This is a genomic window from Bartonella sp. AP19HLJMH (genome assembly GCF_042196245.1).
Taxonomy (GTDB): Bacteria; Pseudomonadota; Alphaproteobacteria; order Rhizobiales; family Rhizobiaceae; genus Bartonella.
This window is the reverse complement of the sequence record NZ_JBHIPX010000002.1, coordinates 19432-33608: the sequence shown is the minus strand read 5'-3', so window position 1 is coordinate 33608 and position 14177 is coordinate 19432. Positions and strand designations below refer to the sequence as shown.

General features: G+C 38.5%; 9 protein-coding genes. 7 read left to right on the top strand and 2 right to left on the bottom strand.

The window, feature by feature from the left end:
• Positions 1–39: 39 nt before the first annotated feature.
• From zapE to lpdA, 7 genes are all read left to right on the top strand, one after another.
• Positions 40–1239, top strand: coding sequence for a cell division protein ZapE (gene zapE, locus ACFINR_RS01695; RefSeq protein WP_375652371.1), 1200 nt, complete (start codon positions 40–42; stop codon positions 1237–1239).
• 288 nt (positions 1240–1527) lie between these two features.
• Positions 1528–2490 (top strand): malate dehydrogenase, encoded by a 963-nt coding sequence (gene mdh / locus ACFINR_RS01690; protein ID WP_375628541.1) that lies wholly within the window; start codon positions 1528–1530, stop codon positions 2488–2490.
• An 88-nt stretch (positions 2491–2578) separates the two neighbouring features.
• Positions 2579–3775, top strand: coding sequence for an ADP-forming succinate--CoA ligase subunit beta (gene sucC, locus ACFINR_RS01685; RefSeq protein WP_375612755.1), 1197 nt, complete (start codon positions 2579–2581; stop codon positions 3773–3775).
• Positions 3776–3778: 3 nt separating this feature from the next.
• Entirely contained in the window at positions 3779–4681 is a 903-nt protein-coding gene (gene sucD, locus ACFINR_RS01680) for a succinate--CoA ligase subunit alpha (protein ID WP_375612754.1), read from the top strand.
• A 163-nt stretch (positions 4682–4844) separates the two neighbouring features.
• Positions 4845–7844: a 2-oxoglutarate dehydrogenase E1 component gene (locus tag ACFINR_RS01675; protein WP_375632105.1), complete on the top strand. Its 3000-nt coding sequence runs from the start codon at positions 4845–4847 to the stop codon at positions 7842–7844.
• 32 nt (positions 7845–7876) lie between these two features.
• Entirely contained in the window at positions 7877–9088 is a 1212-nt protein-coding gene (gene odhB, locus ACFINR_RS01670; RefSeq protein WP_375632104.1) for a 2-oxoglutarate dehydrogenase complex dihydrolipoyllysine-residue succinyltransferase, read from the top strand.
• Positions 9089–9119: 31 nt separating this feature from the next.
• On the top strand, positions 9120–10526 hold the full coding sequence (gene lpdA / locus ACFINR_RS01665) for a dihydrolipoyl dehydrogenase (RefSeq protein WP_375652370.1): 1407 nt from the start codon (positions 9120–9122) through the stop codon (positions 10524–10526).
• A gap of 1139 nt (positions 10527–11665) precedes the next feature.
• Here the strand turns inward: lpdA and ACFINR_RS01660 are convergent.
• Positions 11666–12904 (bottom strand): saccharopine dehydrogenase NADP-binding domain-containing protein, encoded by a 1239-nt coding sequence (locus ACFINR_RS01660; RefSeq protein WP_375652369.1) that lies wholly within the window; start codon positions 12902–12904, stop codon positions 11666–11668.
• A gap of 54 nt (positions 12905–12958) precedes the next feature.
• On the bottom strand, positions 12959–14056 hold the full coding sequence (locus ACFINR_RS01655; RefSeq protein ID WP_375628629.1) for a carboxynorspermidine decarboxylase: 1098 nt from the start codon (positions 14054–14056) through the stop codon (positions 12959–12961).
• Between the last annotated feature and the right edge of the window lie 121 nt (positions 14057–14177).

The window sequence follows — 14177 nt, the reverse complement described above, 5'->3', positions numbered from 1 at the left end:
GTATTTTTCATTGAGATCGGTTTGAAAAAGGTTTTTTGGATGATTCTCGTTTCAACACGTTATAAGGAGCTTGTCGCTAAAGGAGAGATTTGTTTTGATCCCGCTCAATTAGCTATAACAGAATATTTTGATCATTTATTAAAAAAAATTGCGGAACAAAATATCTCTCATCCTTTGCCTTGGATATTTTGCTCTTTCTTTAACAGAATATTTAAAAGGAAAAAACAAAATATTTCTTGTGTTGTAAAACAAGGAGATGAAACAGTTTTTTTTCAGGGACTGTATATTTATGGTGAAGTAGGACGGGGCAAAACCATGCTGATGGATTTGTTCTTTTCTTGTTTGCCTAAAGGTCATAAAAAGCGTGCCCATTTTAATGATTTTATGGCTGATGTGCATGAGCGTATTAATTTTTATCGTCAAGCATCTGGGTGTGCAAAATTTAAACAAGATAATCCTATTTTAGCTGTTGCTGAGGATCTTGTACGAGAAGCAAAAGTACTTTGTTTTGATGAGTTTAGTGTAACGGATATTGCTGATGCTATGGTATTGGGGCGGCTTATTTCTGCTCTGTTTGATAAAGGAATTTTCTTTATTGCAACCTCAAATGTGGCGCCGGATAACCTTTATTGTAACGGTTTGAATCGTGAGCTCTTTTTGCCTTTTATTCAAGTTTTGAAAGCATATGTTCGTGTTGTTAATCTTGATGCAAAAACAGATTATCGCCTTGAAAAATCAAATCTACAACAGGTGTATGTGTCGCCGTTGGGGGTCCCGGCAAATGAATATATGGATCAAGCATGGACACTTGTATTGCAAGGACATAAGGAGACATCTGATGAGCTTTCTATAAAAGGGCGCATTATTCCTATTCCGCGCTTTGGTGCAGGATGTGCTCGTTTTGATTATGGGGATTTATGTGAAAAGCCTTTGGCCGCGGCTGAATATTTGTTATTAGGGGAGCGTTATCATACGATTTTTATTGATAATGTACCGGTCATGGATGATACATGTCGCAATGAAACAAAACGGTTTATTTTGCTTATTGATATTCTTTATGAGCGGCATATACGGTTGTTTATGTCGGCAGCCGCAGGGATAGGGGATTTGTATAAAGGGCATGCGCAGATTACGGAAACATTTGAATTTAAAAGAACACAATCACGTCTTTTCGAAATGCAAAGCTACGATTATTTAAAACTTTGGGAAGAACGTTTTCTTTTGAAGAAGAAGCATTGATTATACTTTTACCTTTACGTAAACTGTCAAAACAATAACTTTTTGAAATTAAAGAAATATAATAATTCTGTTGTATTTTTTTAAAATTCACTTTATCGATACATCGTGATAATTTTCTAATAGTTGTTTCAGCGGAGGGTTGTTGTTTCTGTAAGGAGATAAATTTGTAAATTTCATTTCTTTACTCCTTTTTATGATATTGTTTGAATATGGTTGAAGTCAAAAATATTCAGTATACGGACGTTGATTGGGTGTGCGCTGAATTATCTAAAAGTTAGGAAAAATAAAATGGCACGGAAAAAAATAGCTCTCATTGGTTCAGGTATGATTGGTGGTACTTTAGCACATATTATTGGGCTTAAAGAGCTTGCTGATGTGGTCTTATTTGATATTACAGAAGGTGTGCCACAAGGTAAGGCTCTAGATATAGCCGAATCTTCTCCTGTTGATGGTTTTGATATCAGTCTAAAAGGTGCTAATGCTTATGAAGCAATTGAAGGTGCTGATGTTGTTATTGTAACAGCAGGCGTTGCGCGAAAACCTGGTATGAGTCGTGATGAACTTTTGGGCATTAATTTAAAGGTTATGGAACAAGTTGGAGCTGGAATTAAAAAATACGCTTCTTCAGCGTTTGTTATTTGTATTACCAATCCCCTTGATGCGATGGTGTGGGCATTGCAGAAATTTTCAGGTCTCCCTACACATAAAGTGGTTGGTATGGCTGGTGTTCTTGATTCAGCGCGTTTTCGTCATTTCTTATCTGAGGAATTTAAGGTCTCTATTAAAGATGTGACAGCGTTTGTTTTAGGGGGCCACGGTGATACAATGGTTCCTCTCGTGCGTTATTCAACGGTTGGTGGTATTTCTTTGCCTGATCTTATAAAGATGGGCTGGACAACACAGGGAAGAATTGATCAAATTATCCAGCGTACCCGTGATGGCGGTGCAGAAATTGTTGGTTTGTTAAAAACAGGTTCTGCTTATTATGCACCAGCAGCTTCTGCTGTTTCTATGGCTGAGGCCTACCTAAAGGATACTAAGCGTGTTGTGCCTGTTGCAGCTTATCTTTCAGGAGAATATGGGGTTAATGATACCTATGTTGGGGTACCTGTTGTACTTGGTGCAGGTGGTGTTGAACGAGTCATTGAAATTGATCTTGATAAAGAAGAAAGAGGTGCTTTTGATCATTCAGTAAATGCGGTTAAAAAGCTTTGTGAAGCTTGTATTGCTCTTGTACCTAGTCTCAAGTAAATTGAACAAGATTTAATTCATTAAAATAAGTATTTAGAATGTTAAAACTTTAGGATTAATAAGATCCATAAAAGAAAAGGACAAATGCATGAATATCCATGAGTATCAGGCCAAACGTCTGCTTCATGAATATGGAGCACCAATTGCAAATGGTGTCGCTGTTTATTCTGTAGAGCAAGCTGAAAAATGGGCGGAAAAATTGCCCGGACCTCTCTATGTGGTTAAAAGTCAGATACACGCTGGTGGTCGTGGTAAGGGTAAGTTTAAAGAACTTGGTCCTGATGCAAAGGGTGGTGTTCGGCTTGCACAATCTGTTGAAGAAGTTGTTGCAAATGTTCAAGAAATGCTTGGAAAAACTTTGGTAACCAAACAAACTGGTCCAGAGGGTAAGCAGGTCAACCGCCTTTATATTGAAGATGGTGCCGATATTGAACGGGAGCTTTATCTTTCACTTTTGGTTGATCGTAGCGTTGGTCGAATTGCTTTTGTTGTTTCAACAGAAGGTGGAATGGATATTGAAACGGTTGCTGAAGAGACACCAGAAAAAATATTCACGCTTCCCATTGATGCTGTAGAGGGTGTTACTTCTGCTGATTGTGCAAGACTTTGTGATGCGTTGAAACTACAAAGCAGTGCGCGAGAAGATGGTGAAAAGCTTTTTCCGATTCTCTATAAGGCATTTTGTGAAAAAGATATGAGCCTTTTAGAAATCAATCCGCTTATTGTGATGAAAGATGGTCACTTGCGTGTTCTTGATGCGAAAGTTTCTTTTGATAATAATGCTCTGTTTCGTCATCCAGATATTTTAGAATTGCGCGATCTTTCAGAAGAAGATCCAAAGGAAATAGAAGCATCAAAGCATGATCTTGCTTATGTTGCTCTTGAGGGTACGATTGGTTGCATGGTTAATGGTGCTGGGCTTGCTATGGCAACAATGGATATCATTAAGCTTTATGGAGCAGAGCCAGCGAATTTTTTGGATGTTGGTGGTGGAGCATCAAAAGAAAAGGTGACAGCTGCTTTTAAAATTATTACGGCCGATCCAAATGTTAAGGGCATTTTAGTTAACATTTTTGGTGGTATTATGCGTTGTGATGTCATTGCTGAGGGTGTGGTTGCTGCTGTTCGTGAGGTTGGTTTAAAGGTTCCCTTGGTTGTTCGTCTTGAAGGTACTAATGTTGAGCAAGGTAAAGCAATTATCAATGAGAGTGGTTTGAATGTTATTCCTGCTGATGATTTAGATGATGCTGCCCAAAAAATTGTTGCAGCCGTGAAGGGAGCTTAAGCTATGTCAATTCTTGTGAATAAAGAGACAAAAGTTCTCGTTCAAGGGCTTACAGGAAAAACAGGAACATTTCATACAGAGCAGGCGCTTGCTTATCATGGTACGCAAATGGTTGGTGGCGTTAATCCTAAAAAGGGTGGAGAAACATGGGAAGGTTCAAAAGGCGAAACTCTTCCTATTTTCGCTAATGTTGCAGAAGCAAAAGAAAAAACAGGTGCAGATGCTTCCGTTATTTATGTTCCTCCTGCAGGGGCTGCGGCAGCTATTATAGAGGCTATAGAAGCTGAAGTTCGTTTAATTATCTGTATTACGGAAGGTATTCCCGTTATGGATATGGTTAAAGTGAAGGCGCGATTAGAAAACTCAAAGTCTCGTCTTATTGGTCCTAATTGTCCCGGTATTCTTACACCAAATGAATGTAAAATTGGTATTATGCCTGGTTCTATTTTTAGAAAAGGTTCTGTTGGGGTTGTCTCGAGGTCGGGAACTTTAACTTATGAAGCCGTTTTTCAAACGAGTCAGGAAGGTCTCGGACAAACAACTGCTATAGGGATTGGTGGCGATCCTGTTAAGGGCACTGAATTTATTGATGTGTTGGAAATGTTTTTAGCGGATGATGAAACCGAGTCTATTGTTATGATTGGTGAGATTGGTGGTTCTGCTGAAGAAGAAGCAGCACAGTTTTTGCAAGATGAAGCAAGAAAAGGTCGTAAAAAGCCAGTTGTTGGCTTTATTGCTGGCCGTACGGCTCCTCCAGGACGTACAATGGGACATGCTGGTGCTGTTATTTCTGGTGGTAAAGGTGGAGCAGAAGATAAAATTGCGGCAATGGAATCAGCAGGGATTCGTGTATCTTCTTCGCCATCACAGATAGGTAAGACTTTGATGTCAGTTTTGAAAGGCTAAAAGAAAGTTTCACCTGAATAAGAAAAGGTTCTTAGATTCAGGTGAAAAAGCTTGAGTATAAAAAGGTAAAACTTTTTTGAATGTTCGAATCACTGCTTGTTTGTAAGCATTTAAAGGTCAAAAAGAGATATAAGGAGACGGAATAAATGTTCCGGAGAAGTATATGGCAAGGCAGGACGAAATAAATAGCCTTTTTGCACAGACATCATTTCTTTATGGTGGGAATGCGGATTATATAGATCAACTTTATGCTCAATATGAAAAAGATCCTACCAGTGTTGATTCACAGTGGCGTGCTTTTTTTGAAGGACTTCATGATAATAAAGAAGATGTTCTTAAAAATGCTGAAGGAGCAACATGGCAGCGTGATCATTGGCCATTAAAAGCAGAGGGTGAATTGATTTCTGCTCTTGATGGTGATTGGTCTTCTCTTGAAAAATATTTTGGCGATAAATTAAAGGAAAAAGCAATAACAGGTGCTGCACAAAAGGGAAAAACTTCCAGTGAACAAGATATTATTCGTGCAACACGTGATTCCGTTCATGCAATTATGATGATTCGTGCGTTTCGAGAACGGGGACATCTTCATGCGCAACTTGACCCTCTTCAATTGGCCGAAAAACAAGAAGATTACAAGGAACTTTCTCCAGAAGCTTATGGTTTTACTCCAGCTGATTACGAGCGTCCCATTTTTATTGATAATGTTTTAGGGTTGGAATATGCAACTATTCCGCAAATGCTTGAGATTCTCAATCGTACCTATTGTTCAACAATCGGTGTGGAGTATATGCATGTTTCTGATCCGGTTCAGAAAGTATGGCTTCAAGAACGCATTGAAGGGCGAGATAAAAAAAATTCTTTCACACAACAAGACAAGAAAGCTATTCTGAATAAGCTTATTCAGGCAGAGGGATTCGAACAGTTTTTAGACACTAAATATAAAGGTACAAAGCGTTTTGGACTCGATGGTGGTGAGGCGCTGATTCCCGCTCTTGAACAGATTATCAAATGTGGTAGTGCTTTGGGGGTTAGGGAAGTTATTTTAGGAATGGCACATCGTGGTCGTTTAAATGTTCTTTCACAAGTTCTTGCCAAACCGCATAGGGCTATTTTTCATGAATTCAAAGGGGGATCTTACAAGCCTGATGATGTGGAGGGATCCGGTGATGTCAAATATCATTTGGGAACTACCGCTGATCTGGACTTTGATGGTAAAAAAGTTCATTTATCACTGTTGGCGAATCCATCTCATCTTGAGATTGTTGATCCGGTTGTTATGGGAAAAGCACGTGCTAAACAAGATCAACTTATGGGACCTGCGCATACTGATTTACTCCCATTAAGTGAGCGTTCAAAAGTGATGCCATTGCTTATTCATGGTGATGCCGCTTTTGCAGGACAAGGCGTTATCCAAGAAACTTTTGGTCTTTCAGGTCTTAAAGGTTATCGTGTTGCAGGCTCACTTCATGTTATTATCAATAACCAGATTGGTTTTACAACATCTCCACGTTTTTCACGTTCTTCGCCTTATCCATCAGATGTCGCAAAAATGATTGACGCACCAATTTTCCATGTGAATGGTGATGATCCTGAGGCAGTTGTTTTTGTTGCCAAAATAGCAACAGAGTTTCGCCAAATTTTCCATAAACCAGTGGTTATTGATATGTTTTGTTATCGCCGTTATGGGCATAATGAAGGTGATGAACCTTCCTTTACGCAGCCGCTTATGTATAAAGCAATACGTAATCATAAAACAACACTTCAACTTTATAGTGACCGATTGGTAGCAGAAGGAATGGTTACTTCAGAAGAAATTGAGCAACAAAAAAAATTATGGCGCGATAAGCTTGAAGGTGAACTTGAAGCAAGTGCTTCTTATAAACCTAATAAGGCTGATTGGCTTGATGGAAGCTGGACGGGACTCAAAGCTTTTAGTAGTTCTGATGAGCAGCATTCTAGAGCAACCGGTGTTGAATTAAAAACTTTAAAGGAAATTGGTCAGAAAATTGTTGAAATTCCGGCGAATTTTCACGTTCACAAAACCATTCAACGTTTTTTAAATAATCGTGCTAAAATTTTTGAAACCGGTGAGGGTGTTGACTGGGCAACCGCTGAAGCTTTAGCTTTTGGTTCACTTTGTTTGGAAGGTGCACCGGTTCGTCTTTCCGGTGAAGATGTTGAGCGGGGAACTTTTTCACAACGTCATTCCGTTCTTTATGACCAAGAAAATGAGGCGCGTTATATTCCTTTGAATCATTTACAAAAGGGGCAAGCGCTTTATGACGTTGTTAATTCTATGCTTTCTGAAGAAGCTGTTCTTGGTTTTGAATATGGATATTCTCTTGCTGAACCACGAGGATTAACACTTTGGGAAGCACAATTTGGTGATTTCTCTAATGGTGCACAGGTCATTTTTGATCAATTTATTTCATCCGCAGAGCGTAAGTGGCTTCGTATGTCTGGTCTTGTGTGTTTATTGCCTCATGGTTTTGAAGGGCAAGGGCCGGAGCATTCTTCTGCACGTTTAGAACGGTTTCTTCAACTTTGTGCGGAAGATAATATGCAGGTTGCTAATTGTACAACCCCTGCAAATTATTTTCATATTTTGCGTCGACAAATTAAGCGTGATTTCCGGAAGCCATTGATTTTGATGACACCGAAATCACTTTTACGTCATAAGCGAGCTGTTTCTTTTCTCAATGAAATGGGGCCAGAAACAAGTTTTTGTCGTGTGTTGCTTGATGATGCAGAATGTCTCAAAGATTCTGTCATTAAGTTGCAAAAAGATAATAAGATTCGCCGTGTCGTTCTTTGTACTGGTAAGGTTTATTACGACCTTTATGAAGAACGTGAAAAAAGGGGTATTGATGATGTTTACCTCCTTCGTGTTGAACAGCTTTATCCTTTCCCTGCAAAAGTTTTGGTGAATGTATTATCGCGCTTTTTGCAGGCGGAAGTTTTTTGGTGCCAAGAGGAACCAAAAAACATGGGGGCTTGGTCATTTATTGAGCCTTATTTGGAATGGGTTTTGACGCATATTAATGCGCAATATTCACGTGCTCGTTATGCAGGACGTCCTGCGAGTGCGTCACCGGCCTCTGGGTTAATGGTGAAACACCTTGAACAACTGGCTGCGTTTCTTAAAGACGCGTTAGGTTCTTAATTTATTACTACTCTGATGTATGGAAAAATATTATGACTACTGAAATTCGTGTTCCTACTTTGGGCGAATCGGTTACCGAAGCAACGGTTGGCAAATGGTTTAAAAAACTTGGCGAAGCTGTCGCTATGGATGAGCCTTTGGTTGAATTAGAAACTGATAAGGTAACCGTTGAAGTTCCTTCTCCTGTTGCTGGGAAATTATCTGAAATCATTGCAAAAGAAGGCGATACGGTTGAAGTAAATGCTCTTTTAGGAGTGGTGAAAGCTGGAGAAGCTGGTATTTCCCAATCACTTTCACCTTCTGCTACACTTGTTCCAGCGGCTTCATCTGAATCGGAGAAGCCTGCTTTGAGCAGTGCAATGCCTCCTTCTCCTTCAGCAGCAAAATTGATGGCTGAAAATAATGTTGCAAAAAGCGATATTTCAGGTTCTGGAAAACGTGGACAAATTCTTAAAGAAGATGTTCTTGATGGATTAAAACAAAGTACAAATGCTCCTACACCCTCTTCTTCTGCGACGAGTTCTTCGGCACCTCCTGTCCAAGAAACACGTGAAGAGCGGGTTCGTATGACGAAATTGCGTCAAACAATTGCTCGCCGTCTTAAAGATGCACAAAATGTAGCAGCAATGTTAACCACATTTAATGAGGTTGATATGTCAGCGGTGATGGATTTGCGCAAGCGTTATAAGGATCTTTTTGAAAAGAAACATGGTGTTAAGCTTGGTTTTATGGGTTTTTTTACCAAGGCTGTTTGTCATGCATTAAAAGAACTTCCTGCTGTTAATGCAGAGATTGATGGGACAGATATTGTTTACAAAAACTATGTCAATGTTGGAATTGCTGTTGGAACGGATAAAGGGCTTGTTGTTCCAGTGGTGCGAGATGCAGATCAAATGTCATTGGCAGAGATTGAAAAAGAGATTGGTCGTTTGGGGCGTCTTGCGCGTGATGGAAAATTAGCCGTTTCTGATATGCAGGGCGGAACTTTTACCATTACCAATGGTGGTGTGTATGGATCGTTGATGTCAACACCGATTTTGAATGCACCACAATCTGGTATTTTGGGAATGCATGCGATTAAAGAGCGAGCAATGGTTGTTGAGGGTCAAGTTGTGATCCGCCCCATGATGTATTTAGCGCTTTCTTATGATCACCGTATTGTGGATGGGCAAGAAGCTGTGACTTTCCTTGTGCGTGTTAAGGAAAGCTTAGAAGATCCGGAACGCCTTGTTCTTGATTTGTAAAATACAGTTTTCAGGATGAAAGGAGAAACGGATGTCTTATGATGTGGCTGTGATCGGAGCGGGTCCAGGTGGTTATGTAGCAGCAATAAAAGCGGCGCAACTGGGACTTAAAGTAGCAATTATTGAAAAGCGTACAACATTAGGAGGAACATGTCTCAACGTTGGTTGTATTCCTTCTAAAGCGTTGTTGCATGCTTCAGAAGTGTTTTCTGAAACCCAGCATGGTTTTGAAACGCTTGGTATTTCTATTGGTAAATCTAAGCTTAATCTTGAACAAATGATGGTTCATAAGAAAGCTGTGGTGACAGCCAATACGAGTGGTGTTTCTTTTTTGATGAAAAAAAATAAAGTTGATACTTTTTTTGGGACAGCCAAAATTTTGAATGCGGGTCATGTGGAAGTTGTTGCCAGAGATGGTAATAAACAAACAATTGAAACAAAAAATATTATTATTGCTACCGGTTCAGAGAGTTCAGGCATTCCAGGGGTGAATGTTGAAATTGATGAAAAGACTATTGTTTCTTCTACGGGAGCTCTTTCACTTGAAAAAGTACCAACGCATATGATTGTAGTAGGTGCTGGTGTCATTGGCTCAGAACTTGGATCAGTTTGGAGCCGTTTAGGTGCTAAGGTGACCATTATTGAGTATCTTAATAAAGTTTTGGGCTCAATGGATGGTGAAGTTTCACGGCAATTTCAGAAATTAATGGAAAAACAGGGGATTGAATATAAAACGGGTGCAAAGGTAACAGCTGTTACACAATCTGGCTCAACTGCTCAGGTGAGCTTTGAATCTGTCAAAGGTGGTGAATCTGAAACTTTAGAGGCTGATGTTGTGCTTATTGCTACTGGACGTTCTCCTTATACAGAGGGGCTTGGATTACAAGAGGCTGGTGTTCAGTTAGATGAACGCGGATTTATTGCAATTGATGCTCATTGGCAGACGAATGTTCCAGGAATTTATGCGATTGGTGATGTCGTAAAAGGACCAATGCTAGCACATAAAGCAGAGGAAGAAGGCGTTGCTGTGGCAGAAATTTTGGCAGGTCAAAAAGGGCATGTTAATTTTGATGTTATTCCTAGTGTTGTTTATACACAGCCGGAAATTGCGAGTGTAGGAAGGACAGAAGAAGAGCTAAAAACTGCTGGTATTGAATATAATGTTGGCAAATTTCCTTTTATGGCCAATGGTCGTGCACGTGCAATGCAAAAGAGTGATGGGTTCGTTAAAATCCTTTCTGATAAAAAAACAGATCGGGTATTAGGCGGGCATATTCTTGGATTTGGTGCTGGTGAAATGATCCATGAAATTGCAGTTTTAATGGAATTTGGTGGTTCATCAGAAGATCTGGGACGTTGTTGCCATGCACATCCTACCTTATCAGAAGCCGTGCGTGAGGCAGCTTTGGCAACATTTGCTAAACCACTTCATATTTAAAAAGCTTTTAAAAAGTACATTTTAAAAGGCACATGAGGCAGAAAATATTAGTGAAGCATGCAACAACATTTTAAAACTTTAAAAAAATATAACCAATTGTATTGAAATGTTCCATTTGTTGTATGCTTTTCGATAATTACTGTTTTAGATATCTGTTGTGCAGTTTTGATTGATTATTCTGTTGTGCACTATCGTTTAGAGCGGTGGTGTTTAGTCTATGTAAAGTTTTATATATGGGGTAGTTTTTATACTGTTATAAAATATTTAAGATAGGATTCTGAGCCTATCTGCGTGCTTTGTGTTAAGAAAACATCTCTCAAAGTGCCCAAATCTACTTCGCGAGGGTGTTCGTGAATGGTATAGCTGTAAAAGTTCCTCTTGAAATATATGAAATTCATTCAAACTGTTATAAGACCTATTGTGCACCATCATCTTTATGTTTAGTAAAAGTACACGCTGGCATTATAATACACTTTTTCAGTTCTCAATATTGCTAAAGCTCTTTATTATTTGAGAGTTTTCATAAGAGAATTTTTATTCTGTGCTTTTATCATTTTACCTCACACGCTCGTTTTGTTTGTGATGTGCAGACAAAAGATTTTAATTACTTCAATGTGAGAGAGTTTGTGATTAAGAGAATTTTACAGTATTCAGCGTTATGAATCAAGTTGAAAATGATGATTTATTGTTATAAATCAAAGCGTTATATATGAAGAGGGAAGTCAAAAGGAATTCACTCAAAGAAATTGAATTGTTTAATGATTGGTGTAGGTTAAGGATCTTTGTCATTTAAGATGAAGAGGCGAGGAATTGAATATTCTACAAAATACCGCTCTTCTTTAAAAGAGCGGTATTTTTATATCTTTTGTTTATGACACTATCTTTTTGATGATAATGACAAGTTATACAGTGTGATTAAATTAGTTTTTTCTTCTCTGTTTTTCTTGATCATTGCTCGCTATGTCTTAAAAAGATGCTATGTCTCTTCTTTAGGGTTGTTAAGAAATCGCAATGTTGCCAAAATATAACGAATAGCTAAAATTTTTTTGAAAACCATAATTACACGAGAATATTAAGTTTGTTTTCATTGGGCAGTTTTGTGATAACTTAAAAAATCAAGCATATGCTTTCTATAGGTATTAAAATTGTAATTTTTTATCCTCTTGTTGTTCTCTTATAAAAGTGGGAAGCCCCATATGATCAAGATATTTAAGGAAAGGGTGGGGTGGTAATTCTTCCACATTGACCATAGTTTTAACATCCCATTCACCTGTGGCAATAAGAAGAGCTGTTGCCGCTGCTGGTACGCCAGCCGTATAGGAAATGCCTTGTGCCCCAGTTTCATGAAAAGCTTGTTTGTGATCGGCTATATTATAGATAAAAATTTCTCTCGGTTTTCCATCTTTTTCGCCTTTAATAAGATCTCCAATACAGGTTTTTCCTGTGTAGTCTGGGGCGAGAGAGGAAGGGTCGGGTAAGACGGCCTTTACGACTTTCAAGGGCACGACTTCTTGTCCTTCTGCTGTCTTAATGGGCTGTTCAGATAAGAGACCAAGATTTTTTAGAACCGTAAAAACAGTGATATAACGATCACCAAATCCCATCCAGAAACGGACATTCTCTACATCAAGATTTTTGGAAAGTGAATGAATTTCATCATGTCCTGTCATATAGGCTTTTTGTTTTCCCACAACGGGAAGATCCCATTCATGGCTGATTTCAAACATTTTATTGGAAGTCCATTTTTTATTTTGCCATGACCATACTTGTCCTGTAAATTCACGGAAGTTAATTTCTGGATCAAAATTTGTAGCAAACCAACGTCCATGATTTCCGGCATTAATATCAATAATATCAATATCTGTGATTTTATCAAAATAATCATCGCGCGCTAATGCTGCATAAGCATTCACTACACCTGGGTCAAAACCTGCTCCTAAAATAGCGGTTATACCAGCTTTTTCACATTCTTGACGTCGAGGCCATTCATAATTGCCATACCAAGGAGGTGTTTCACAAATTTTCAATGGGTCTTCATGAATTGCGGTATCGATATAAGCGCATTTGGTTTCAATACAAGCTGAAAGAACAGACATATTAAGAAAGGCAGAACCAACATTAATGACAATTTCGCATTTGGTCTTTTGGATGAGCTTTATAGTTTCTTCTACATTCATGGCATTGAGCGAATGGCTTTTGAGAACACTTTGCTCTTTCATTGTGTTTTTTTCTTTAATAGAAGCAATGATGGCTTCACATTTTTTGAGTGTTCGTGACGCAATATGAATTTCACCAAGAATATCATTGTTTTGAGCACATTTGTGTGCAACAACTTGTGCAACACCTCCAGCACCAATAATGAGAACATTTTTTTTCATTGTAGGTCCATCTCCTTTTTAATACTGTTGTATGACGTTTTTTATGGTTTATCTTTATGAAAGGCTTTCCTGATAGTCGTTATAGCTGAATTGGCGTTGAAGTGTTAATGTACCATCGCACTCTTTGAGAACAATAGCAGGCATTGTAACGCCATTAAACCAGTTTTTCTTGACCATTGTATAACCTGCTGCATCTTGAAAAGACAGTCTATCGCCTATTTTAAGAGGTTTTTGAAATTGAAATGTTCCAAAAATATCGCCGGCAAGACAAGATTTTCCACAAATCATAATTTCGTGTGGTCCTTGATTAGGTTCTAATTTAGCATTTTCACGATAAATGAGAAGATCAAGCATATGTGCTTCAATTGAGCTATCAACGATGGCTAGATTCTTTTCATTATACAATGTGTCAAGAACACTGACTTCTAATGTGGTGCTTTTGGTAATAGCAGCTTCTCCTGGTTCTAGAAAAAGAGTGACACCATGAGTTTTAGAAAATTGTTTTAAGCGTTTTGCGAAAGCTTCTAGAGGATAATTTTCAGCCGTAAAATGGATTCCACCGCCAAGGCTTATCCAGTCAACAGCAGAAAAAAGTTCTGCAAATTTTTCTTCCATATACCCAAGCATTTGGTTAAAAAGATTAAAGTCAGCATTTTCACAATTGTTATGGATCATCAATCCGTTGATAAGTGGCAGAATTTCTTTGATAGCGCTTTGGTTTGTTTCTCCTAAGCGGCTAAAAGGGCGTGAGGGGTTGGCAAGATCAAAATTTGATGCGCTCATTCCTGGGTTTAACCTTAAACCTCTTTGAATGGTTTTTGTTGCATCAGAAAAGCGTTGAAGCTGTTGAATGGAATTAAAGATGATTTTATCTGCATAACCACAGGCTTCATCAATTTCATCATCTGCCCAAGCCACTGAATAAGCATGGGTTTCTTTGCCAAATTTTTCTCTTCCTAAACGTAGTTCATACAGGGATGATGATGTGGTTCCATCCATGAATTCAGACATTAAATCAAAAACACTCCATGTGGCAAAACATTTCAAAGCAAGTAAAATTTTAGCTCCGGACATTTCCCGTAAACGAGAAATTGTTTGCATGTTTTTGATGAGTTTCGATTTGTCTATAAGATAGTAGGGGGTTTTTATCATCATTTATTCATTCTTTTTTGTAGGATCTTATTGCCAAGATCAACGTTTAGTACAAAGAGTAACAGAATGTCTCAAGAAAAAAGAATCTTAAGAAAAGAATCTGTTTCTGTCCAGCAAGAGA

What these genes read in the sequence shown, in the direction of transcription:
- sucC (WP_375612755.1), top strand. Translation starts at nt 2,579, where the DNA reads ATGAATATCCATGAGTATCAGGCCAAACGTCTGCTTCATGAATATGGA.
- lpdA (WP_375652370.1), top strand. Translation starts at nt 9,120, where the DNA reads ATGTCTTATGATGTGGCTGTGATCGGAGCGGGTCCAGGTGGTTATGTA.
- ACFINR_RS01660 (WP_375652369.1), bottom strand. Translation starts at nt 12,904, where the DNA reads ATGAAAAAAAATGTTCTCATTATTGGTGCTGGAGGTGTTGCACAAGTT.
- zapE (WP_375652371.1), top strand. Translation starts at nt 40, where the DNA reads ATGATTCTCGTTTCAACACGTTATAAGGAGCTTGTCGCTAAAGGAGAG.
- mdh (WP_375628541.1), top strand. Translation starts at nt 1,528, where the DNA reads ATGGCACGGAAAAAAATAGCTCTCATTGGTTCAGGTATGATTGGTGGT.
- sucD (WP_375612754.1), top strand. Translation starts at nt 3,779, where the DNA reads ATGTCAATTCTTGTGAATAAAGAGACAAAAGTTCTCGTTCAAGGGCTT.
- ACFINR_RS01655 (WP_375628629.1), bottom strand. Translation starts at nt 14,056, where the DNA reads ATGATAAAAACCCCCTACTATCTTATAGACAAATCGAAACTCATCAAA.
- odhB (WP_375632104.1), top strand. Translation starts at nt 7,877, where the DNA reads ATGACTACTGAAATTCGTGTTCCTACTTTGGGCGAATCGGTTACCGAA.
- ACFINR_RS01675 (WP_375632105.1), top strand. Translation starts at nt 4,845, where the DNA reads ATGGCAAGGCAGGACGAAATAAATAGCCTTTTTGCACAGACATCATTT.